Origin of the sequence: Burkholderia sp. AU16741, assembly GCF_002223345.1 — a bacterium.
In the GTDB taxonomy this organism is placed as follows: Bacteria; Pseudomonadota; Gammaproteobacteria; order Burkholderiales; family Burkholderiaceae; genus Burkholderia; species Burkholderia sola.
Map to the genome: position 1 here is coordinate 49903 of NZ_NKEZ01000009.1, position 22830 is coordinate 72732.

General features: G+C 66.7%; 16 protein-coding genes and 2 pseudogenes. 6 read left to right on the forward strand and 12 right to left on the reverse strand.

The window, feature by feature from the left end:
- Nucleotide 1: 1 nt before the first annotated feature.
- Genes ceoB through CFB89_RS27445 form a run of 3 tightly spaced genes read right to left on the reverse strand, consistent with a single transcriptional unit; the run spans nucleotide 2 to nucleotide 5343 of the window.
- A complete protein-coding gene (gene ceoB, locus CFB89_RS27435) occupies nucleotides 2-3187 on the reverse strand; it encodes a multidrug efflux RND transporter permease subunit CeoB (RefSeq protein WP_089470684.1) in 3186 nt (1061 codons plus the stop codon).
- 45 nt (nucleotides 3188-3232) lie between these two features.
- Complete coding sequence (gene ceoA, locus CFB89_RS27440; protein ID WP_089470685.1) at nucleotides 3233-4450, reverse strand: multidrug efflux RND transporter periplasmic adaptor subunit CeoA; 1218 nt, start codon at nucleotides 4448-4450, stop codon at nucleotides 3233-3235.
- Between the two features lie 32 nt (nucleotides 4451-4482).
- Nucleotides 4483-5343, reverse strand: a complete 861-nt coding sequence (locus CFB89_RS27445) for an alpha/beta hydrolase (protein WP_089470686.1) — start codon at nucleotides 5341-5343, stop codon at nucleotides 4483-4485.
- Nucleotides 5344-5517: 174 nt separating this feature from the next.
- On the opposite strand from CFB89_RS27445, the gene ceoR reads away from it, so the two are divergent.
- Nucleotides 5518-6522, forward strand: a complete 1005-nt coding sequence (ceoR, locus tag CFB89_RS27450; protein ID WP_089470687.1) for a putative multidrug efflux transcriptional regulator CeoR — start codon at nucleotides 5518-5520, stop codon at nucleotides 6520-6522.
- 16 nt (nucleotides 6523-6538) lie between these two features.
- Here the strand turns inward: ceoR and CFB89_RS27455 are convergent, their stop codons facing one another.
- Together CFB89_RS27455 and CFB89_RS27460 are read right to left on the reverse strand one after the other, a co-directional pair.
- Complete coding sequence (locus tag CFB89_RS27455; protein WP_144030167.1) at nucleotides 6539-7246, reverse strand: hypothetical protein; 708 nt, start codon at nucleotides 7244-7246, stop codon at nucleotides 6539-6541.
- A 283-nt stretch (nucleotides 7247-7529) separates the two neighbouring features.
- On the reverse strand, nucleotides 7530-7847 hold the full coding sequence (locus CFB89_RS27460; protein WP_089470689.1) for an H-NS family nucleoid-associated regulatory protein: 318 nt from the start codon (nucleotides 7845-7847) through the stop codon (nucleotides 7530-7532).
- A gap of 328 nt (nucleotides 7848-8175) precedes the next feature.
- Here CFB89_RS27460 and CFB89_RS27465 point away from each other — a divergent pair, with 328 nt between their 5' ends.
- Together CFB89_RS27465 and CFB89_RS27470 are read left to right on the forward strand one after the other, a co-directional pair.
- Nucleotides 8176-8862 (forward strand): response regulator transcription factor, encoded by a 687-nt coding sequence (locus CFB89_RS27465; RefSeq protein ID WP_089470690.1) that lies wholly within the window; start codon nucleotides 8176-8178, stop codon nucleotides 8860-8862.
- Between the two features lie 384 nt (nucleotides 8863-9246).
- Entirely contained in the window at nucleotides 9247-9540 is a 294-nt protein-coding gene (locus tag CFB89_RS27470; protein WP_089470691.1) for a DUF4148 domain-containing protein, read from the forward strand.
- A 230-nt stretch (nucleotides 9541-9770) separates the two neighbouring features.
- Here CFB89_RS27470 and CFB89_RS27475 read toward each other — a convergent pair whose 3' ends face one another.
- The 4 genes and pseudogenes from CFB89_RS27475 to CFB89_RS27490 form a co-directional block, all read right to left on the reverse strand.
- The gene (locus CFB89_RS27475; RefSeq protein WP_089470692.1) at nucleotides 9771-10850 is read right to left on the reverse strand and encodes a purine nucleoside permease; all 1080 of its coding nucleotides are present in this window, start codon (nucleotides 10848-10850) and stop codon (nucleotides 9771-9773) included.
- A gap of 326 nt (nucleotides 10851-11176) precedes the next feature.
- Nucleotides 11177-11347: pseudogene (locus CFB89_RS27480) on the reverse strand (lysine transporter LysE); the annotation flags it as partial.
- A gap of 81 nt (nucleotides 11348-11428) precedes the next feature.
- Entirely contained in the window at nucleotides 11429-12493 is a 1065-nt protein-coding gene (gene selD, locus CFB89_RS27485) for a selenide, water dikinase SelD (RefSeq protein WP_089470923.1), read from the reverse strand.
- Between the two features lie 142 nt (nucleotides 12494-12635).
- On the reverse strand, nucleotides 12636-14144 hold the full coding sequence (locus tag CFB89_RS27490; RefSeq protein WP_089470693.1) for a PLP-dependent aminotransferase family protein: 1509 nt from the start codon (nucleotides 14142-14144) through the stop codon (nucleotides 12636-12638).
- A 126-nt stretch (nucleotides 14145-14270) separates the two neighbouring features.
- Here CFB89_RS27490 and CFB89_RS27495 point away from each other — a divergent pair, with 126 nt between their 5' ends.
- Together CFB89_RS27495 and gabD are read left to right on the forward strand one after the other, a co-directional pair.
- Nucleotides 14271-15554 (forward strand): 4-aminobutyrate--2-oxoglutarate transaminase, encoded by a 1284-nt coding sequence (locus CFB89_RS27495; protein WP_089470924.1) that lies wholly within the window; start codon nucleotides 14271-14273, stop codon nucleotides 15552-15554.
- Nucleotides 15555-15644: 90 nt separating this feature from the next.
- Nucleotides 15645-17114 (forward strand): NADP-dependent succinate-semialdehyde dehydrogenase, encoded by a 1470-nt coding sequence (gene gabD / locus CFB89_RS27500; protein ID WP_089470694.1) that lies wholly within the window; start codon nucleotides 15645-15647, stop codon nucleotides 17112-17114.
- 113 nt (nucleotides 17115-17227) lie between these two features.
- Here gabD and CFB89_RS27505 read toward each other — a convergent pair whose 3' ends face one another.
- A complete protein-coding gene (locus tag CFB89_RS27505; protein WP_089470925.1) occupies nucleotides 17228-18772 on the reverse strand; it encodes a PAS domain-containing methyl-accepting chemotaxis protein in 1545 nt (514 codons plus the stop codon).
- Between the two features lie 405 nt (nucleotides 18773-19177).
- A complete protein-coding gene (locus tag CFB89_RS27510) occupies nucleotides 19178-20722 on the reverse strand; it encodes a PAS domain-containing methyl-accepting chemotaxis protein (protein WP_089470695.1) in 1545 nt (514 codons plus the stop codon).
- Nucleotides 20723-21252: 530 nt separating this feature from the next.
- Between CFB89_RS27510 and CFB89_RS27515 the strand changes: the two genes are divergently transcribed.
- On the forward strand, nucleotides 21253-21405 hold the full coding sequence (locus tag CFB89_RS27515) for a hypothetical protein (protein ID WP_256979776.1): 153 nt from the start codon (nucleotides 21253-21255) through the stop codon (nucleotides 21403-21405).
- A 152-nt stretch (nucleotides 21406-21557) separates the two neighbouring features.
- Here the strand turns inward: CFB89_RS27515 and pcaF are convergent.
- A pseudogene (pcaF, locus tag CFB89_RS27520) lies at nucleotides 21558-22758 on the reverse strand (3-oxoadipyl-CoA thiolase).
- Nucleotides 22759-22830: the final 72 nt, after the last annotated feature.

Below are 22830 nucleotides of genomic sequence, written 5' to 3' on the forward strand. Positions count from 1 at the left end.
CTCAAGCATCGGGCGCCGGCACGCCGTACCCCGCCGAATCCTTGCCGGCGACGTGGATCTTGCCGCCCGCGAGCGTACGCAGCACGACGTAGAACACCGGGGTCAGCATCAGCCCGAACAGCGTCACGCCAAGCATCCCGAAGAACACCGCGACACCCATCGCATGGCGCATTTCCGACCCGGCGCCGGTCGACGTGACGAGCGGCACCACCCCCATGATGAAAGCGATCGACGTCATCAGGATCGGGCGCAGCCGCAGCCGGCTCGCCTCGATCGCGGCCTCGAGCGGCGTCCTGCCGTCGTGCTCCAGTTCACGCGCGAACTCGACGATCAGGATCGCGTTCTTCGCCGACAGCCCCACCAGCACCATCAGGCCGATCTGCGTGAAGATGTTGTTGTCGCCCTGCGTGAGCCACACGCCCGTCAGCGCCGACAGAATGCTCATCGGCACGATCAGGATCACCGCGAGCGGCAGCGTCAGGCTTTCATACAGCGCGGCGAGCACGAGGAACACGAGCAGCACGCTGATCGGGAACACATACATCGCCGAATCGCCCGCGAGGATCTGCTGGTACGTGAGGTCGGTCCATTCGAACCGCACGCCGCGCGGCAGCGTCTCGTGCGCGATACGCTCGACCGCGGCCTGCGCCTGACCCGACGAGAAGCCGGGTGCCGGGCCGCCGTTGATGTCGGCCGCCGTGTAACCGTTGTAGCGCACGACCATTTCCGGGCCGAACGTCGGCGTCACCGTCACCAGCGACGACAGCGGCACCATCTCGCCCTTGTCGTTGCGCGTCTTCAGCTGCAGGATGTCGTCCGCGCGCTGGCGGAACGGCGCATCGGCCTGCACGCGCACCTGGTACACGCGCCCGAAGCGGTTGAAGTCGTTCACGTACAGCGAACCGAGATACACCTGCATCGTGTTGAACACGTCGGTCACCGGCACGCCGAGCTGCTTCGCCTTCACGCGATCGAGATCGACGTTGAGCTGCGGCACGTTGATCTGGTAGCTCGTGAACAGCGGGCCGAGTTCAGGCGCCTGCTGCGCGCGCTTGATGAAGTCGTTCGTCGCATCCGACAGCTTCGCGTAACCGACCGCGCCGCGATCCTCGATCTGCATCTTGAACCCGCCGAGCGTGCCGAGGCCCAGCACCGGCGGCGGCGGGAACACCGCGACGAACGAATCCTTCATCGCGCTGTATTTCTGGTTCAGCGCACCCGCGATCGCCCCCGCCGACAGCGCCTTGCCGTGCCGTTCCGCGAACGGCTTCAGCGTGACGAACACGATGCCCGCGCTCGAGCTGTTGGTGAAGCCGTTCACCGACAACCCCGGGAACGCGACCGCGCTCTCCACGCCCGGCTGCTTCAGCGCGATCGAGCCCATGTCGCGGATCACTTTCTCGGTGCGGTCGAGCGATGCACCGTTCGGCAATTGCGCGAACGCGATCAGGTATTCCTTGTCCTGCGCGGGCACGAAGCCGCCCGGGACGACCTTCGACACGAGCACCGTCGCGCCCACCAGCACGAGGTACACGCCGAGCATCAGCGTCTTGCGCGACAGCACGCCGCGCACGCCGCGGCCGTAGTTCTCCGCGCCGCGATGGAACACCTTGTTGAAGCCGCGGAAGAAGCCGCCGAGCACGCGGTTCATCACGCGCGTGAGCCAGTCTTCCTTGTCGCCATGCCCCTTCAGCAGGATCGCGGACAGCGCCGGCGACAGCGTCAGCGAGTTGAACGCCGAGATCACCGTCGAGATCGCGATGGTCATCGCGAACTGCTTGTAGAACTGGCCGGTCAGGCCCGACATGAACGCGAGCGGCACGAACACGGCGACGAGCGTCAGCGCGATCGCGATGATCGGCCCGCTCACTTCCTGCATCGCCTTGTAGGTCGCCTGCCGCGCATTCATCCCGCCCTCGATGTTGCGCTCGACGTTCTCGACGACGACGATCGCGTCGTCGACCACGATCCCGATCGCGAGCACCATCCCGAACAGCGATAGCGCGTTGATCGAATACCCGAACGCGAGCAGCAGCGAGAACGTGCCGATGATCGACACCGGCACCGCGATCAGCGGAATCAGCGACGCGCGCCAGGTCTGCAGGAACACGATCACGACGATCACGACCAGCGCGATCGCTTCGAGCAGCGTGTGCACGACGGCCTTGATCGACGAGCGCACGAACTGGGTCGGGTCATAGACGATCTTGTAGTCGACGCCCGCCGGCATGTCCTGCTTCAGCTCGGCCATCGTCTTGCGCACTTCGTCCGAGATCTGCAGCGAGTTCGCGCCCGGCGACTGGTTGATCGCCATCGCGACGGCCGGCTTGTTGTCGAGCAGCGAGCGCAGCCCGTATTCGGATGCGTCGAGCTGGATCCGCGCGATGTCGCGCAGGTGCGTGACGCCGCCGTCCGGCGTCGTCTTCACGACGATGTCGCCGAATTCGTCCTCCGTCTGCAGTCGGCCGCGCGCGTTCACCGACAACTGCAGCGGCGTGCCGGGCAGCGACGGCGACGCGCCGATCACGCCGGCCGCGACCTGCACGTTCTGCTCGCGGATCGCCTGCACGACGTCCTCGGCCGACAGCCCGCGCTGCGCGACCTTCTGCGGATCGAGCCACACGCGCATCGCGTAGTCGCCCGAACCCCACAGCTGCACCTGGCCGACGCCCTGGATCCGCGACAGGCGATCCTTCACGTTGATCAGCGCGTAGTTGCGCAGGTAGGTCATGTCGTAGCGGTTGTCCGGCGAGATCAGGTGGACCACCATCGTCAGCGTCGGCGAGCTCTTCACCGTGGTGATGCCGAGCCGCTGCACGTCTTCCGGCAGGCGCGGCAACGCCTGGTTCACGCGGTTCTGCACGAGCTGCGTGGCCTTGTCCGGATCGGTGCCGAGCTTGAACGTGACGGTGATCGTCATGTTGCCGTCGCTGTTCGCCTGCGACTGCATGTAGAGCATGTCCTCGACGCCGTTGATCTGCTCTTCCAGCGGCGACGCGACCGTCTCGGCGATCACTTTCGGGTTCGCGCCCGGATACTGCGCCTTCACGATCACGGACGGCGGCACGACTTCCGGATATTCCGAAATCGGCAGCAGGAACATCGCGATCACCCCGCCGAGCAGGATGATCACCGATAGGACTCCTGCAAAGATCGGCCGGTCGATAAAGAATTTTGAAATGTTCATGTGTGGCTCTGTCTGGTTGAACGCGGATGCGAAGCGGCGCGCCGCTTACGAATCCGCCTTCGCCGGTGCGGCCGGCTTCGCGTTGCTCGCGAGCGGCGCGGACGGCTCGTCGCCGCCCGTCATCGGGACCATGTGCGGCTTCACCTGCTCGCCGGGGCGCACGCGCTGCGTGCCGTTCACGACCACGCGGTCGCCGGCGGCAAGGCCGCTCACGATCACGCGCCGGTTGCCGTGCTGCATCCCCGGCTGCACTTCGCGATACGACACGCGGCCCTGCTGATCGACGACGAACACGAACTTCTTGTCCTGGTCGGTGTTGATCGCCGCGTCGTCGACGAGCAGCGCCTCGTGCGGCGCGCTGCCGCCCACCTTCACGCGTGCGTAGAGGCCCGGGACGAGCATGCCGTCCGCATTGTCGAAGCGTGCGCGCACGCGGATCGTGCCCGACGACGTGTCGAGCCGGTTGTCGACCGAATCGATCTCGCCGCTGCGCGAGTAGCCGGTTTCGTTCGCGAGGCCCAGCTCGACCGGCACCTTGCGGCCGCTGCGCGCGCCGTTGATGTATTGCAGGTAGGTCTGCTCGTCCGCGTCGAACGACGCGTAGATCGGCGACACCGACACCAGCGTCGTCAGCGGCGCGGCCGATGCGCCGGCCGACACGACGTTGCCGAGCGTGATTTCCGCGCGCGACACGCGGCCCGATACCGGCGCCGTGATGCGCGTATAGCCGAGGTTGATGCGCGCCGTCTCCAGCGCGGCTTCGGCCGCCTTCAGGTTCGCGCTCGCTTCGCGCGCCGCGTTCTGCTTTTCGTCGTAGTCGCGCTTCGCGATCGCGTTGTCGCCGATCAGCCGCTGCGCGCGCTGCCAGTCGGTCTGCGCATAGCCGTTGCGCGCCTGCGCGGCCGCCAGCTGCGCGGCCGCGCGGTCGACTTCCGCCTGGTACGGGCGCGGGTCGATCACGAACAGCACGTCGCCCTTCTTCACGAGCGCGCCGTCCTTGAAGTTCACCGCGACGATCGTGCCCGACACCTGCGGGCGCACGTCGACTTTCTCGACCGCCTCGAGGCGGCCCGAATAGCTTTGCCAGTCGGTCACGGTCTGCGGCACGACGGTCGCGACGTCGACTTCGGGCAGCGGCGCCGCCGCTTTCTCGGGGGCGTTCGCGTTCACGCGCATCGCGCCGAACGTGCCGAGGCCGACGACGGCGAGCGTGACGATCGCCGCGGTCGCGATTCGGGAACGGGAGGTGCGTAGGATGGCCATGTGGATCTCCAGTAAGCGTGGATTGGTTCTGGTTATTCGGAACGGTTCGGCTGGCGCGCCTGGAAGCGGCACTGGAAGAAGCGCACGGCTTCCTCGAACGCGGCTTCGTGCGTGGCGAGCGCGGCGTGCGTGATGTCCGGGTAGCGGATCACCTGCGTGAGCACGCCCGACGAGATCAGGCAGCCCGCATATTTCTCCGCCTCGACGTGCAGCACGTCGTTCTGCGCGGTGACGACGAGCGTCGGCGGCAGCCCCGCGAGGCGCACCGATTCGATCGGCGCCGCGTACGGGTGCATGCGCTGCGCCGCCTGCGGCAGATACGCGCGGTAGCAGGCCGCGCATTCGCGCGCGGTGATGTCGGACGCGAGGCGCTCGGCGTCGCCGATGCGCGTCATGCTCGGGTCGAGCATCGGCCCGAACAGCGCCTGCGCGGCGATCGACACTTCGCCGCGGTCGCGGGCGATGAAGGCGAGACAGTTCGCGAGCTGGCCGCCCGCGTCATGCCCGGCGACGCCGATCTTCTTCGGGTTGCCGCCGAACGCGCGGGCGCGCGTCGCGGCCCACACGGCGGCGCGATACGCATCCTCCGGCGCGGCCGGAAAAGGAAAGGCCGGCGCGAGCGAATAATCGACCGACACTACGAGCGCTGGTAAGCGTTCTGCTAAAAAGCGCGCGGCGAAATCCGCGTCTTCGAGCGAACCGCGGACGAAGCCGCCGCCGTGGAAATAAAGCACTACTGGCAACCCGGTCTTGTCCGGGCGGCGGTAGAGGCGCAGCACGATGTCCTGTGCGTAGCCGGGAATTTCCACTTCGGCAACCGTCAGCCCCGCGCCCGCTATGGCTTGCGCGGGCAGCGCGGCTTTCAGGAATTTGCTGAATTCAGAAGCGTCCATGACGATGCAGCGTCCATTTCGAGATGGAACGAATTCTGGGTCCGGCAGACATTGGGATAAATGCCTATAATCCGGCAACACAATTCAACGCCCCCGAACAATCCGAGGCTGCGTTTACCCACGAGGTAGCGCAGCCTTCTTGTTCCGGCGGCAAATTAAATTGCGGAGGTTGTGATGGACCGGCTTCAGGCCATGCAGGTATTTACTCGCGTCGTCGATACAAGCAGCTTCACCAAGGCAGCAGAAACGCTCGGGTTACCGCGGGCGTCCGTCACGACGATCATCCAGAATCTCGAAGCCTTCCTCGGCGTGCGGCTGATGCACCGGACCACGCGCCGGCTCTCGCTCACGCCGGACGGCGCCGCGTACTACGAACGCTGCGTGCGAATCCTCGCGGACGTCGAGGAAACCGAAGCGAGCTTCCAGGCCAACAACCGGAAGCCGCACGGAAAGTTGCGTATCGACATGCCGGGCTCGATCGGGCGGCTGCTCGTGATTCCGTCGCTGTGCGAATTCCATACGCGTTATCCGGACATCGACCTGCAACTCGGCCTGTCCGACCGGCCTGTCGACCTGCTGCAGGAAGGCGTCGACTGCGTGATCCGCGTCGGCGCGCTGCAGGACTCGTCGCTCGTCGCACGCCGCGTCGGCCTGTTCGAATGCGTGACGGTCGCGTCGCCCGACTATCTCGAGCACCACGGCGAGCCGCAGACGATCGACGATCTCGGCCAGCACAAGGCCGTCAACTACTTCTCGAGCCGCACCGGCCGCACGATCGACTGGACCTTCCTGATCGAAGGCAAGGAAGTCGAGATGAAGATGGAGGGCATCGTGTCGGTGAACGACGCGGACGCGTACGTGACGTGCGGGATCGAGGGCTTCGGGTTGATCCAGCCGCCGCTGTTCATGGTGCTGCCGCACCTGCGCGAAGGCCGGCTCAAGGAAGTGCTGCCCGGCGTCAAGCCGCTGCCGATGCCGATCTCGGTCGTGTATCCGCACAGCCGCCATCTGTCGCCGAAGGTACGCGTGTTCGTCGACTGGATCGCCGAGGTGTTCGACCGTTGCCCGTTGCTGAGCGGCAAGGGCAGCCTCGATGCGACGTGCAGCAAGCGCACGTTCGAGGAAGCCGAACGCGCGCCGGTGCTCGATACGCCGGTCATCAACGAGTGGGTCGCCTGAATGGGGCGTCGCCGCGTCACTTCGCCCGCCAGTTGCGGATGAACGCACCGACCTGCGCGTGACGCGCAACGCGGCCGGGCCGCACCTCGTGCGCCAGCAGCCGCGCGAACGCGACGCGCTGCGTGTCCACATGCCGCGCGCAATGGCGATCGATCACCGCGATCTGGTGTTTCAGGAATGCGATCGTCTGCACGATGCCCGTGCGCACGCTCGCATGACACAACGTCAGCAGTTGATATTCCGCGATGTGCATGCGCGCCAGTTGACGTCGCCGCTGAACCAGCGCCTGCACGTGCGCCAGCTGCGGATCGGACAGCGGCTCGACGAGGCGCCCGCCCGACGGATGCCGGTCCAGCGCATCGGCGAGCGCCGCTAGGAGGCGCGCTCGCGCCCCTTTTCCGTCGAGCGGTAGCGTCGCCGAATCCGGGAGCCACTCCCGCGCCTGATGCGGCTTGACGATGGCAAGCGGCAATTGCAGCGCCTGAAGCGCACACGCCACCTCATGCTCCGCCCCGCCGGCCGATTCCAGCACGATGAGCGCGGGCGCCCATGCGGCGATCGCATCGGCCAGCGACTCGATGCCGAACGTCTCGTTCCGGTAGCCGAAAATCACGCTCAGCGATGAAATACACATCTCGAGCGTGTCGTGCGTCACGCCGATACCCATGCACACGGGCTCGAGCCACAGCCCCACGCGGTGGCGATCGTCCATTGCATCGTTCATGCGAATTTCCCCGTTGCCGACCCATCTCGCACCCCGCTGTCGGCATGAGATTGGTCCGTTCCACTAAATGTCACAATGAAAATGTAATATCGCCAAATGGAACCGGTACCATTTGGAACAGCATGCCGCCCCGCGCGAGTTCATCGGGGCGATCGCGTCAGCAAGCGGATGCACTGCGGGTTGCACCGCGGATGGCCGGCGTACCACGGAGGCGGACGCTCGCGAAGCGTCCGCGTCGTCACGTCGCCCGTACCCATGCACGCGTTCGCCGCGCATCACATCGTCAGGAATGCTCAGATTGATTCGAATCGCTCGCCGGTGCATCGATCGCGAACCGGCTTCGATCCTGCCCCCGCAACCACGTCGGCTCGCGGCCCACGCCTGACCACGTTTGCCCGGTGTCCGGATTGAAGTATTTCGCGCGACGCTTTCTTGCGTGTGTGCCGCCGTCGCCGGGAAAAATCTCGTTCGGTGTGAAACCGAACTCCTCGACGCAACGCCGTACCTCGAGCAGGACCGTCGCCGCTATGGCGAGACGCTCCCGCTCCAGTTGCGTCTCGAGGAGTGCCTTTTTTTCCACATAGGACTTGTAAATCAACATGCCCACTCCCGAATCGTTCGTTCCCGTCGTTGCGTCGACCGGCTGCCGACACGATCAAGCGTAATCGCGTGGTTCGCGCACATTGACAACGTTTGTCAACAAAAACCGGCCTCGAACTCCCTTCATCTATCCATCGAAAATTGAGTCATTGCTCTACATTCGCGCATTTCCAACGTTCAAAATCGTTGACAATTTTTCCAACGCATCGACGCGCATATCGCGGCAAATTAGGTGCTGCCGATCGTCGCGCGCCGCGTCGAATCATCCATTCCCGCCTGGATGCACGACACGGCCCGATCGCTCCGGTCAACATCGAAGGAGTACGCATATGAACGTCCTCTATCTCGAGGATGATCCCGCCTATGTCGAATTGATCGCCTCGATCCTGGAAATGGCCGGCTATCGCGTGCATGCGGTGAGTAACGGCAACCAGGCCATTCGCCACCTTGAGAGTTCGGTGGTCGACCTGCTGATTCTCGACTGGCTGGTGCCCGGCATGTCCGGATTCGAGGTGCTTCAGTGGACACGCGAACGCATCGGCGGCCGCCTGCCCATCCTTTTTCTGACCAACCGCATGCGCGAGGACGAGATCTTCTCCGCGATGAACGCGGGGGCGGACGACTACATGGTGAAGCCGATCAACCGGTTCGAATTGCTGGCACGGAGCAATGCATTGCTCAGGCGCGCCTATCACGGCGGCAACAGCCGGCACAACGTGCTCAATCTCGGCAGCTACGCGATCGACACGACGACGCGCACCGCGATGTTGAACGGCGTGCCGGTCAAGCTGACGCCGCGCGAGTTCGATCTCGCCGTGCTGCTGTTTCGCAATCCCGGGCGCATCATGCCGCGCGATACGCTGATTCGGTCGCTCTGGGGGCGCGACATGGCAGGCGTGTCGCGCAGCCTCGACACGCATATCTACCGGCTGCGCATGAAGCTCGCGCTGCAGCCGTCGAACGGCGTACGCCTCAGCGCGGTCTATACGCTGGGCTACCGGCTCGAAGCGATCTGACCCGCCCTCCACCGTCGGACGGCGTAGCCGGCCGTGCCCGTCGGCACGACGCGCGACGCCCGGCACGCGCCGCGGCATCCTGCCATCGTGCGCAAAGGACTATTGCTGCACTCGCACCGATCGCCGCGGCGCGCGCCGTCCGACCCGCCGTATCCCGCTGTCAGCCGCGCCAGGCAAGGCTGCGCGCATGTCCTCACTGCGTGTGCGGATTCCAATTGTTCCAGTACAGCGACAATTCAATTCGCGTCTGCCGCATTTATCGCGACGGAACGGATACCTAGAGTAAACCCTGTCGCGCACCTCGTTGCGCATCGAACAGATCCCGCCTGGCGGGACCGGAGTCAGCGCTCGGGCGCCAGCTCCGACATCTCTAGGAGTTACGCCATGAACCGCCGCCATCTTCTCTCGGTCCTTGCCCTCACGCTCGCCGTGTCCGCTCCCGCTTTCGCCGATTCGGGCACCGCGCCCGCCGGCGGCTACGCCAACACGTCGTGGTACGCGCAGCACAACGGCCCGCGTACGCGCGCCGAAGTGAGCGCGGAAGTCGAGCAAGCGCGCAAGGACGGCACGCTCGCGTATCTGCGCAAGGCGACCTCGTATCCGCAGGGGCTCGAACTCGCACAAGGCCCGTATCGCCCGATCCCGGAAGGCAACCAGCTCGCCGGCGGGGGTCGGTAAACGCGCGACGCCGCGCAGCGGGTTGCCCCGTGCGCGGCGTCTCGAACGCATTTATCGACGAGTTGCCGACTCAGTTAGTTACAGAGTTACAGGAGCACATGATGAACGATCAACTTCCTTCGTCGCTCGATCAATGGGACGACACCACGCCGGTGTGGACACCGTTCCGTTCCGGGCCGCAATCGCATTGAGGCTCGCGCCGACGCGTCGCCGATACCGTCCTGCGGCGATCAGCGACGCGGCACCCCATCACGCCATTCGCCCCAGTGCGTGACGATGTCCTGCACCAGCGGATTGCCCGCGCGGTACAGGTTTTCGGTCGCCGGTGCGAAGCCGCCTTGATCCGCATAGTTCAGCAGGTTGTCGGCGCTCGTCTGCCCTGCATACGGCCGGTCGAAGTCGGACCCCGTGCGCAGCACGGCGACGCGCGCCAGGTCGACGCGCTTCACGCTCGCCGCGCGCTTGAGCGCTTCGAACGTCGCGTTGTCTTCCTGCGCGGTCATGCAGTAGGTGCCCTTGCCGTCCGTCAGGATCTTGGTCCACTGGCGCGCGCGCTCGCCGATCAGCGTGCCCGAGAACCACGTGTTGCCCGATGACGTGTCGCACTGAATCACCGTCGGCGGCCGGTTCGCCGGCGCGTACGTGAACTTCGCGCGCGCGGCCTGCGCCTGTGCGCTGTCGGCGAGCACGACGTTGCGCGACAACGCATACGCGGCATCGGTCAACTGCGGGTTGAGCTGGAACACTTCGGTGCGATAGTCGAGCGGCGGCTTGTCGTTCGGGCTCTTCGTGTTGATACCGAGAAAGCCGGTGTTCCACCCGGCCGGAATCTCGCGTGCATCGAGCTCCCACTGCAGACTGAAATCGACGAGGTATTTCGACCACGCGGCCGAGCCGACCGTGCCCTGTGCAGGATCGACGCCCGCGATGCCCGAGACCAGGAAATACGTGCGGCGCAGATCGAAGCGCTGCGAGAACGTGAGAGCCATGATCGTCGCCGATGCATTCGCATAGCCCATGCCGGTCGTCACCACGCATACGTCCTGCTTGTTGCAGTGGACGGCCGGATAGTCGGGCGACAGGCCCGGCACGGTGATGTCGCGCCACGGGCCGAGCCGGTCGAGCCACGCGTGGCCTTCCGGGCCGAACATCGTGATGATCATGACCTTGACCGGGCGGCCATGCGAGCCGGTCTCGGCGAATGCGGCGTTGCCTGCATCGTTGCCCTGGTTGTCCTGCGCGATCGACGGCGCGGTCGCACAGGCGGCGAGCGAGAAGGCGGCGGCGGAAAGGATGGAGCGAGTCAGCATCGGCGTTCCTTGTTTCGATGATGTTGAGTGAGAACGGCTGTCGGAGACTGCGCGACGAGTATAGAACGGGCGTGCGCGATGCGGAACCCGACTACGAAACGGCTGGCCGTGTTTCGCGCGAACGGGTGCATGTTGCGTGATGGAAAACGCGTGTTCGTCGCGGCGTTGCAAACATCAGGAATGCTATCGGGTTCGTCGCAACGAGCGACGTCGGCCGCTTCTCCCCGCACTACACGCGCATCAGGCCCGCGACGCCGTAACCGAGCACGACGAGTGCGGCGACCACATGGCTCGCCGCGAGCCACCCGGCGATTTCACGAAGTGCCGATCGCACCGATCGTAAACGCGACGACCGCATAGCAACCGTCGGCAGCGGCCACGCCGATCGCCGCGCGCACGCCGGTCGCCGTGCCGGCGCGCATGCCGTAGTTCGCGATCATCAGTGCGACGGGCCCGACCGACAGCGCGATCATCAGCCCGAACAGGAAGTCGTTCATCAGTCGTCGATGGCATCGATATCGTCGATGGAAGACACCGATTCCAGCGACGTCGAAACGATCGGGCGTGTGTATCCGAAATCAGGCGACGTCGACGCGCGACGGCCCGTCCACCATCTCGCCGATCACGGCCGCGCGGTCGAAACCGTCGGCGCGGAAGCAGGCGAGCACGTCATCGACGGCCTCGGGTGCACACGCGACCAGCAGCCCGCCCGACGTCTGCGGATCGGTCAGCAACGCCTGCGCGACGGGCGGCAGCCCGTCGGCGAGCCGCACGTCGGCGCCGTACGCGGCCCAGTTGCGACCCGACGCGCCGGTGAACACGCCGTCCGCAACGAACGTCTCGACGCCCGCGAGCCACGGCAGCGACGCGTAGTGCACGCGCGCGGTGAGATTGGCGCCGCGCGCCAGTTCGAGCGTATGGCCGAGCAGCCCGAAGCCCGTGACGTCGGTCAGCGCGTGCACGCCCGGCAGCGCGGCGAGTTCGGCGCCCGGCCGGTTGAGCTGGGTGGTGGTCGCAACCATCTGCGCGTACCCGTCGGCATCGAGCTGGTTCTTCTTCAGCGCGGCCGACAGCACGCCGACGCCGAGCGGCTTGCCGAGCACGAGCACGTCGCCCGCGCGCGCGGCCGCGTTGCGCTTCACGCGCGATGGATGCACGACGCCGATCGCCGCGAGCCCGTAGATCGGCTCGACGGAATCGATCGAATGGCCGCCCGCGACCGGAATGCCGGCCTCCGCGCACACCGATTCGCCGCCGCGCAGCACGGCCGCGATCGTCTCGTGCGGCAGCACGTTGATCGGCATGCCGACCAGCGCGAGCGCGAGGATCGGCTTGCCGCCCATCGCATAGACGTCGGACAGCGCATTGGTGGCTGCGATACGGCCGAAGTCGAACGGATCGTCGACGATCGGCATGAAGAAATCGGTGGTGGCGACGATCGCCTGCTCGTCGTTGAGCCGGTAGACGGCCGCGTCGTCGGACGTCTCGGTGCCGACCAGCAGATCGGGGAACAGCGCGGGCGGCGTCGCGCGCTTGAGCAGTTCGGACAGCACGCCCGGCGCGATCTTGCAGCCGCAGCCGCCCCCGTGCGACAGGCTCGTGAGGCGCGGAACGGCAGGCTGGGCTTGGGTGGCTTCGGTCATCGTCGGCATCCGGTAAATAACAACCTTCTATTATCGACAATTCGGCGCGAGCGCGCCCGATGCGCCGCACGTTGCGGCAAGAATCGCGCTTCGACCGGCCTTTGACGGAATCGCAACCAGCCGATATTGCAGTGCTCGCGCGTCAAGCCAGCGCGACGGCCCCGCCGAACGCCCGCTCGTCGATCGCCTCGGCGAGGGTCGCGAACGCGGTCCCGATCTCGTCTTCCGGCACGCACGCATAGCCGAGCAGCAAGCCCGATGCGGCGCGCGAGCGATCCGCGTAATACCCGGACAGCGGCCGCACGACGATGTTGCGCTCCAGCGCGGCCTGCGCGAGCGCGCGATCGTCGACGCCATCGGGCAATCGCGTGACCAGGTGCAGCCCCGCGTCGCTGCCGAGCGCGTGCAGCGTATCGCCGTAGCGCCGCGCGACCGCGTCGAGCAGCACCTCGCGGCGCTGCCCGTACAGCGTGCGCATCTTGCGGATATGCGACACGAAATGCCCTTCCGCGATGAATTCGGCGAGCACCGCCTGCTGCAGCAACTGCCCTTCGCGATACAGCTCGGCGCTCGCGGTCGCGAAGCTTTCCGCGAGCGGCTCCGGCGCGACCAGGTAGCCGACCCGCAGCCCCGGGAACAGCGTCTTGCCGAAACTGCCGACGTAGATCACCTGCCCGGCCGTGTCGAGGCCCTGCAGCGACGCGAGCGGCCGGCTGCCGTAGCGGAATTCGCTGTCGTAGTCGTCCTCGATGATCCAGCAGCCGTGCTGGCGCGCGTATTCGAGCAGCATCCGCCGCCGCGCGAGGCTCATCACCATCCCGAGCGGATACTGGTGCGACGGCGTGACGAGCATCAGCTTCGGCGGCTCGGCCAGATCGGCGGCCGACGGCGCGATGCCTTCGTCGTCGACCGGAATCGGCCGCGTGGTGAGCCCCGACACGTTCAGCACGCTGCGCACGCCCCAGTAGCACGGATCCTCGGTCCAGATCGCGTCGCCCGGGTCGGTCAGCAGGCGCACCGCGAGGTCGATCGACTGGTGGATGCCGGTCGTGATCACGATCTGCTCGGGCGTGCAGCGCACCGAGCGCGACGTGCGCAGGTAGTCGGCCAGCGCCTCGCGCAGCAGCGCGAGGCCGCCGCCGGGCGCGTAGGTCAGCAGGTCCGGGCGCAAGCGCCGCCAGTACTTGTTGTGCAGCCGCGTCCACACGCGCGCCGGAAAGCGCGACACATCGGGCACGCCCGGCATGAACGCGCCGCCCTGCCGCTTCGACACGCCGGCGCCTTCGACGAGCCGCGTGCCGCGCGCGGACAGCCGCCGCGCGGACGGCGTCGCGACGGCCGGGCCGGCCGCCGCGTCGGGCGGTGCGCCGACGATCTCGTCCGGCGCGCTGTCGGCGACGAACGTGCCGCGGCCCGTCGCCGAGTTCACGTAGCCTTCGAGCGCAAGCTGTTCGTAAACCTGCGTGACCGTGTTGCGCGCGATCCCGAGCTCGGCGGCCAGCAGCCGCGACGACGGCACGCGCGTACCGGCCGGCAGTTCGCGCGACAGGATTGCCTGTTGCAGCAGCCGGTGCAGCTGCCGGTAGATCGGCTGTTCGCCGCCGCGCACGAGGCGCTGCGCCAGCCAGTCCGACAACACGCTCGCGCGCATGATTGGCTCCTGAATATTTATTGAAATGGCTCTGATTGCCAGAGCCAAATGTGATTATAGTCGCCTCCATGGGCTGCCAACGCGGCCGTTTTTTATCCCACCGGACAGAACATCAAGGAGATGACCGTGAAGAATGCCGACCTGCAGGCCCGCAAGAACGCCGCCACCCCGCGCGGCGTCGGCGTGATGTGCGATTTCTACGCAGCCCGCGCCGAGAACGCGGAGCTGTGGGACGTCGAAGGCCGCCGCTTCATCGATTTCGCCGCCGGTATCGCGGTGCTGAACACGGGTCACCGCCACCCGAAGATCGTCAAGGCGATCGCCGATCAGCTGAACCACTTCACGCACACCGCTTACCAGATCGTCCCGTACGCGTCGTACGTCGAGCTGGCCGAGAAGATCAACGCGCGCGCGCCGGGCGACTTCCCGAAAAAGACGGCGTTCTTCACGACCGGCGCGGAAGCCGTCGAAAACGCGATCAAGATCGCGCGCGCGGCAACCGGCCGTCCGGGCGTGATCGCATTCTCGGGCGGCTTCCACGGCCGCACGATGATGGGCATGGCGCTGACCGGCAAGGTCGCGCCGTACAAGCTGAACTTCGGCCCGTTCCCGGGCGACGTGTTCCACGCGCCGTACCCGAACGCGGTGCACGGCGTGACGACGGCCGACTCGATCAAGGCGATCGAGATGCTGTTCAAGGCCGACATCGATCCGAAGCGCGTCGCCGCGATCATCTTCGAACCGGTCCAGGGCGAAGGCGGCTTCTACGCGGCGCCGGCCGAATTCGTGCGCGCGCTGCGCAAGATCTGTAACGAGCACGGCATCCTGCTGATCGCCGACGAAGTCCAGACGGGCTTCGCGCGCACCGGCAAGCTGTTCGCGATGCAGCACTACGACGTGCTGGCCGACCTGATCACGATGGCGAAGAGCCTCGCGGGCGGCATGCCGCTGTCGGGCGTCGTCGGCCGTGCGGACCTGATGGACGCGGCGGCGCCCGGCGGCCTCGGCGGCACCTACGCGGGCAACCCGCTGGCCGTCGCATCGGCGCACGCGGTGCTCGAGATCATCGACGAAGAAAAGCTGTGCGAGCGCGCGACGCAGCTCGGCGACGTGCTGAAGGCAAAGCTGAACGCGCTGCAGGCCGACGTGCCGCAGATCGCCGACGTGCGCGGCCCGGGCGCGATGATCGCGGTCGAATTCCTGAAGCCGGGTTCGGGCGAGCCGGATGCCGAATTCACGAAGCGCGTGCAGACGCGTGCGCTCGAGCGCGGCCTGCTGCTGCTCGTGTGCGGCGTGTACTCGAACGTCGTGCGCTTCCTGTTCCCGCTGACGATCCCGCAAGCCGTGTTCGACGAAGCGCTCGTGATCCTCGAGGAAGTGCTGAAGGAAACGGTCGGCGTGCCGGCCTGAGTGCCCGTTCCCTTCCACTGAATGCGCCGCCGCCGTCGTGAAGACGGCGGCGGCCGTTTTCTTCCGTCCTTTTCAAAGCAGGCGATTCATATGAGCACCGTTCAGGAAACCCTGGCACTGAAAGATCCGTCGCTGTTCCGCGAGCAGGCGTACATAGACGGCGAATGGCAACGCGCGTCGAACGGCGAAACGTTCGACGTCCGCAACCCGGCGACCGGCGGCCTGCTCGGCACCGTGCCGGCAATGGGCACGGCCGAGACGCGTCACGCGATCGAAGCCGCGAACGCCGCATGGCCGGCGTGGCGCAAGAAGACCGCGAAGGAACGCGCGGCGATCCTGCGCAAGTGGCACGACCTGATGATGGAGAACGCCGACGATCTCGCGCTGATCCTGACGACCGAGCAGGGCAAGTCGCTGGCCGAGGCGAAGGGCGAGATCGGCTACGCGGCGTCGTTCCTCGAGTGGTTCGCGGAAGAAGGCAAGCGCGTGTACGGCGACACGATCCCGACGCCGGCGAGCGACAAGCGCATCGTCGTGACGAAGGAAGCGATCGGCGTGTGCGCGGCGATCACGCCGTGGAACTTCCCGGCGGCGATGATTACCCGCAAGGTCGGCCCGGCGCTCGCCGCGGGCTGCCCGATCGTCGTGAAGCCGGCCGAAGCGACGCCGTTCTCGGCGCTCGCGATGGCCGTGCTGGCCGAGCGCGCGGGCGTGCCGGCCGGCGTGTTCAGCGTCGTCACGGGCGACCCGAAGGCGATCGGCGGCGAACTGACGTCGAACCCGATCGTGCGCAAGCTGTCGTTCACCGGCTCGACGCCGGTCGGCCGTCTGCTGATGTCGCAATGCGCGGCGACGGTCAAGAAGGTGTCGCTGGAGCTTGGCGGCAACGCGCCGTTCATCGTGTTCGACGATGCCGATCTCGATGCGGCCGTGCAGGGCGCGATCGCGTCGAAGTACCGCAACAGCGGCCAGACGTGCGTGTGCACGAACCGCTTCTACGTGCACGAAGCCGTGTACGACCAGTTCGCGCAGAAGCTCGCGGCGGCCGTCGGCCAGTTGAAGGTCGGCCGCGGCACGGAGCCGGGCGTCACGCAGGGCCCGCTGATCAACGAGGCGGCCGTGCTGAAGGTCGAGGCGCACCTCGAGGACGCGCTCGCGAAGGGCGCGACCGTCGTGACGGGCGGCAAGCGCCATGCGCTCGGCCACGGCTTCTTCGAGCCGACCGTGCTGACGGGCGTCACGCCGGCGATGAAGGTCGCGAAGGAAGAGACGTTCGGGCCGCTCGCGCCGCTGTTCAAGTTCGGCAGCGACGACGAGGTGATCCGCCTCGCGAACGACACCGAGTTCGGCCTCGCCGCGTACTTCTACAGCCGCGACATCGGCCGCGTGTGGAAGGTGGCCGAAGCGCTCGAATACGGGATGGTCGGCGTGAACACGGGCCTGATCTCGAACGAAGTCGCGCCGTTCGGCGGCGTCAAGCAGTCGGGCCTCGGCCGCGAAGGCTCGCACTACGGCATCGACGACTACGTCGTGATCAAGTACCTCTGCCTGGCCGTCTGACGGTCGGGGCCTGCCGCCTCGGCGACAGGCCGTGGCCGCCCGGCCGGAACCGGGCGGCCCGACGCGGGCCGGCACCCTCTCCGTCGCGTCCGCGTCACCTTCCCCTGCCGCGATCAGCGGAACACGTTCACCGCCTCCACCAACCGCGTCGCCTGCTGCTTCAGGCTCTCCGACGCCGCCGTGCTCTGCTCGACGAGCGCCGCGTTCTGTTGCGTGATGTTGTCCAGATGCACGACCGCCTGGTCCACTTGCGCGACGCCCGTGCTCTGCTCGGCCGTCGACGAGCTGATCTCCGCGATCAGATCCGACACACGCTTCACCTGCGTGACGATCTCTTCCATCGTCTTGCCCGCGCCATCGACGATCCGCGCGCCCGACTCGACCCGCTCGACGCTCGCGCCGATCAGCGTCTTGATTTCCTTCGCCGCGTTCGCGCTGCGCTGCGCGAGCGCCCGCACTTCGCCGGCCACCACCGCGAAGCCGCGCCCTTGATCGCCCGCGCGCGCCGCCTCGACAGCCGCGTTCAGCGCGAGGATATTGGTCTGGAACGCGATGCCGTCGATCACGCCGATGATGTCCGCGATCTTGCGCGAGCTGTCGGTGATGTCGTTCATCGTCGCGACGACTTCGCTCACCGCCTGCCCGCCGCGCCCGGCCGCCTCGCTCGCGGACACCGACAACTGATTCGCCTGCAGCGCCGTTTCCGCATTGCTCGACACGGTCGCCGTCATCTCGGCCATCGACGCGGCCGTCTGCTGCACGCTCGTCGACGCCTGCTCGGTGCGCGCGCTCAGGTCGCTGTTGCCCTGCGCGATCTCGTTGCTCGCGCGCTGCACGTTCAGCACCTGCTCGCTGACGTCGTCGACGAGCCAGCGGAACATCAGCCCGAGCTGGTTGATCGTGCGCAGCGTCATGCCGATCTCGTCGACGCGGTTCATCCGCACGCCGCTGCGGCTCTCGCCGGTCGCCACGCGCAACGCCTCGTCGCGCAGCTGCCCAAGGGGCCGCACGATCTGCGCGTCGAGCCACAGCCCGGCGGCCGCCGTCACGCCGACCGCCGCACCGGCGAACGCCGCGAGCCCGCCGCCGGTCAACCCGGCCGCCCAGCCGGCGCCGATGACGGCCGGCGCGAGCACGCACAGCGTCGACACCAGCCGGACCCGCACCGACATCGTCTGGAACAGCGACGCGACGCGCATCGCGCCCGTGCGGACGATCAATCCCTTGTGGAACCGGCGGCTGCCGGCCTTGCCTTCGCGGAAATCGCGATACAGCGCCTCGGCGGCCGCGATCTCGTCGCGCGTCGCCTTCGTGCGCACCGACATGTAGCCCTTCGGCTGCCCGTTGCGCATCACCGGAATCGCGTTCGCACGCACCCAGTAGTGATCACCGTTCTTGCGGCGATTCTTCACGAGCGCGGTCCACGGCTCGCCGCCCTTGAGCGTCGCCCACATGTCGGCGAACGCTTCCTTCGGCATGTCCGGATGCCGCACCACGTTGTGCGGCTGGCCTTCGATCTCCTCGGGAGAAAAGCCGCTGACCTGGATGAACGCCGCGTTCGCGTACGTGATGTGGCTGTCGACGTCGGTCGTCGACATCAGCGTCGCATCATCGGCAAATTCGAATTCGCGTTGCGTGACAGGCTGGTTGTTGCGCATGGTGTGGAACTCCGGGTGGCGGATCTTGCGTCCGCTCGTCGATTGATTCGAGACGCCGCGCATGGCGATCGAATCGCATGCGTGTGAGTCAGGCTCCTGCACTGTCGGCAAATTCGGCGAAAACCTTATGCCCCACCCGGGTAAATATGCATTAAATAGGCATCATCGCGCTTTTGCCGAATGCTTTGTTTATGGATAAACCGGAATGCATGCCCGTACGACAACCTGACGCCCATTCGTCCGACCATTCGACGTAATGCGTTCGGCCCGATTGAACACGCAACGCCAATGTCGCCGATACGACGTGTTTGACGTCATTCGATTGAATTCGACAATCTGAACATGTGCCGTGCGCGACGTTCCGGAGTCGTTGATCGAATCCGCCCGTCGCGCACGCTGCAACCTTCACCTGAACACGTTCACCGCATCCACGAGCCGCGTCGCCTGCTGCTTCAGGCTTTCCGACGCCGCCGTGCTCTGCTCGACGAGCGCCGCGTTCTGCTGCGTGATGTTGTCCAGATGCACGACCGCCTGGTCCACTTGCGCGACGCCCGTGCTCTGTTCGGCCGTCGACGAGCTGATCTCCGCGATCAGATCCGACACGCGCTTCACCTGCGTGACGATCTCCTCCATCGTCTTGCCCGCGCCATCGACGATCCGCACGCCCGACTCGACGCGTTCGACGCTCGCGCCGATCAGCGTCTTGATTTCCTTCGCCGCGTTCGCGCTGCGCTGCGCGAGCGCCCGCACTTCGCCGGCCACCACCGCGAAGCCGCGCCCCTGTTCGCCCGCGCGCGCCGCCTCGACGGCCGCGTTCAACGCGAGGATGTTGGTCTGGAACGCGATGCCGTCGATCACGCCGATGATGTCGGCGATCCTGCGCGAGCTGTCGGTGATCTCGCTCATCGTCGTGACGACTTCGCTCACCGCCTGCCCACCGCGCCCGGCCGCCTCGCTCGCGGACACCGACAACTGGTTCGCCTGCAGCGCCGTTTCCGCATTGCTCGATACGGTCGCCGTCATCTCGGCCATCGACGCGGCCGTCTGCTGCACGCTCGACGCGGCCTGTTCGGTACGCGCGCTCAGGTCGCTGTTGCCCTGCGCGATCTCGTTGCTCGCGCGCTGCACGTTGTGAACCTGCTCGCTGACGTCGTCGACGAGCCAGCGGAACATCAGCCCGAGCTGGTTGATCGTGCGCAGCGTCATGCCGATCTCGTCGACGCGGTCCATCCGCACGCCGCGCCGGCTCTCGCCGGTCGCGACGTGCAGCGCCTGCTCGTGCAGCCGCTTCAGCGGTTGCACGATCTGCGCGTCGAGCCACCAGCCGGCCGCGGCCGCCACGCCGGCCGTCACGCCGGCAAACGCCGCGAGCTCGCCGCCGCTGAGCCCGCAAGCCCAGCCCGCACCGACGACCGCCGGCGCCAGCACGCACAGCGCCGAATGAACGCGTGCACGCACCGACATCGTCTGCGGCAGCGAAGCGATCCGCAGCAGCCCGGTGCGAATGACGAGCCCCTTGTGGAACCGGCGCTGGCCGGCCTTGCCGTCGCGGAACGCGCGATACAGCGCGTCCGCGGCTTTGCTCTCGTCGTGCGGCGCCTTCGTGCGCACCGACATGTAGCCGTGCGGCGCGCCGTCGCGCATCACCGGAATCGCGTTCGCACGCACCCAGTAGTGGTCGCCGTTCTTGCGGCGGTTCTTCACGAGCGCGGTCCACGGCTCGCCGCCCTTGAGCGTCGCCCACATGTCGGCGAACGCCTCCTTCGGCATGTCCGGGTGACGCACCACGTTGTGCGGCTGGCCGACGAGCTCCTCGGTCGAGAAGCCGCTCACCTGCGCGAACGTCGTGTTTGCGTAGGTGATGATGCTGTCGGCATCGGTCGTCGACATCAGCGTGACGTCGTCGGGAAAATCGAATTCCTGTTGGGTAACGGGCTGGTTGTTGCGCATGCAAGGCTCCGAAAGGCGGATCTGTCGTCCGCGCCGCGCTGAATTCGCGCTCAGTAGCCGAAAAACGGTTGTTCGCTTTACGACCCTCTCGTCCTTGCTGTCGGCAATTCACCGGCAAACCTTAATTTCAAAACGAATAAAACGGGCACTCCGGTCATTGCCATGATTTAGATCAAATAATCCGGCGATAATCCCCGCGCACGTTATCTGTCCGTCACGAAGCACAACACGACATTGGTAATGCCAGCGGCCGTTGCGTGCGGCGAAACGATCGGCTTATCCTGCTCCGTTCCACCGGAATTCGAATCCGATGAAAAAGACATGGCACGAACTGAATCGGCTGTCCCGGAATACGGCGACGGTTGCGCAAGACAGCCATGAAGGCGATCAGGCTGCATTCTTTCGCAATGGCGGCTCGATGCCGTTTCCGGAAGAACGCGAATCGGACGGCTATCGCATGGTGCCGCCCAAAGGCATGCCGCACCGCCGCCGAACGCGACGCGCTGTCGGCCCGCCCGCTGGCGCGCGCGATGGGCGCAGAGCGGCTGTACGTATCGGCCACGCCGTCGCGGCGCACGATCGACTTCTACCTGCGGCTCGGCTTCACGGTCAGCCCGTCGCCCGATCCCGAGCTTTACGCGCTCGAGCCCGAGGATATTCATCTGGAAGGGCCGACGGCCTGACGGCCGGCACGCGGATGACGGCGCGCTCCGGCAACCGTCGCAAGCCGGTGAACGACGAAGGGCGGCACGAGACATCTCGTGCCGCCCTTCGTGGCGAAAACAGCGCAGCGGTGAAGCGGCGCGTATCCGGCCGCTTCACCGCATCACACCGCTCACACGCGTTCGATCGCGATCGCGATGCCCTGGCCGACGCCGATGCACATCGTGCACAGCGCAAAGCGGCCGTTCGTGCGATGCAACTGGTACATCGCGGTGGTCACGAGGCGCGCACCCGATGCGCCGAGCGGATGGCCAAGCGCGATCGCACCGCCGTTCGGGTTCACGCGCGGATCGTCGTCGGCGACGCCGAGCATGCGCAGCACCGCGAGACCTTGCGACGCGAACGCTTCGTTCAGCTCGATCACGTCGAACTGGTCGATCGTCATCCCGAGCCGCGCGAGCAGCTTCTGCGTGGCCGGCGCGGGGCCGATGCCCATCACGCGCGGCGCGACGCCGGCCGTCGCGATGCCCAGCACGCGGGCGCGCGGCGTCAGGCCGAAGCGCTTCGCGGTGGCCTCGTTCGCGAGCAGCAGCGCGGCGGCGCCGTCGTTCACACCCGATGCATTGCCGGCCGTGACCGAGCCGTCCGGGCGCACGACGCCCTTCAGCTTCGCGAGCGTCTCGAGCGACGTCTCGCGCGGATGCTCGTCGCGCGACACGACCAGCGGGTCGCCCTTCTTCTGCGCAATCGTGACCGGCACGATTTCTTCGGCGAGCGTGCCGTCCTGCTGCGCGCGCGGCCTTCTGCTGGCTGCGCAGCGCGAACAGGTCCTGATCCGCGCGGCTGATGTGGTAATCGACCGCGACGTTCTCGGCGGTTTCCGGCATCGAATCGACACCGTGCAGTTGTTTCATCAGCGGATTGACGAAGCGCCAGCCGATCGTCGTGTCGTAGATGTCGGCCTGGCGCGCGAACGCGCTCGCGGCCTTGCCCATCACGAACGGCGCGCGCGTCATGCTCTCGACGCCGCCCGCGACCATCAGCGCGGCCTCGCCCGACTTGATCGCGCGCGCGGCCACGCCGACCGCATCCATTCCCGACCCGCACAGGCGGTTGATCGTCGAACCCGGCACGCTTTCCGGCAAACCCGCGAGCAGCGCCGACATGCGCGCGACGTTGCGGTTGTCCTCGCCGGCCTGATTCGCGCAGCCGTAGATCACGTCGTCGATCGCCGTCCAGTCGACGTCGCGGTTGCGCTCGACGAGCGCCTTGAGCGGCACCGCGCCCAGATCGTCGGCGCGCACGCCGGACAGTGCACCGCCGTAACGCCCGATCGGCGTACGGATCGCATCACACAGAAAAGCTTCGGTCATCAGTGTCTCCGGTCCCTTGGAAGGCTGGGAAATGAACAGGGCGCGCCCCTTGCATTGCCCGCCGGGATGCGC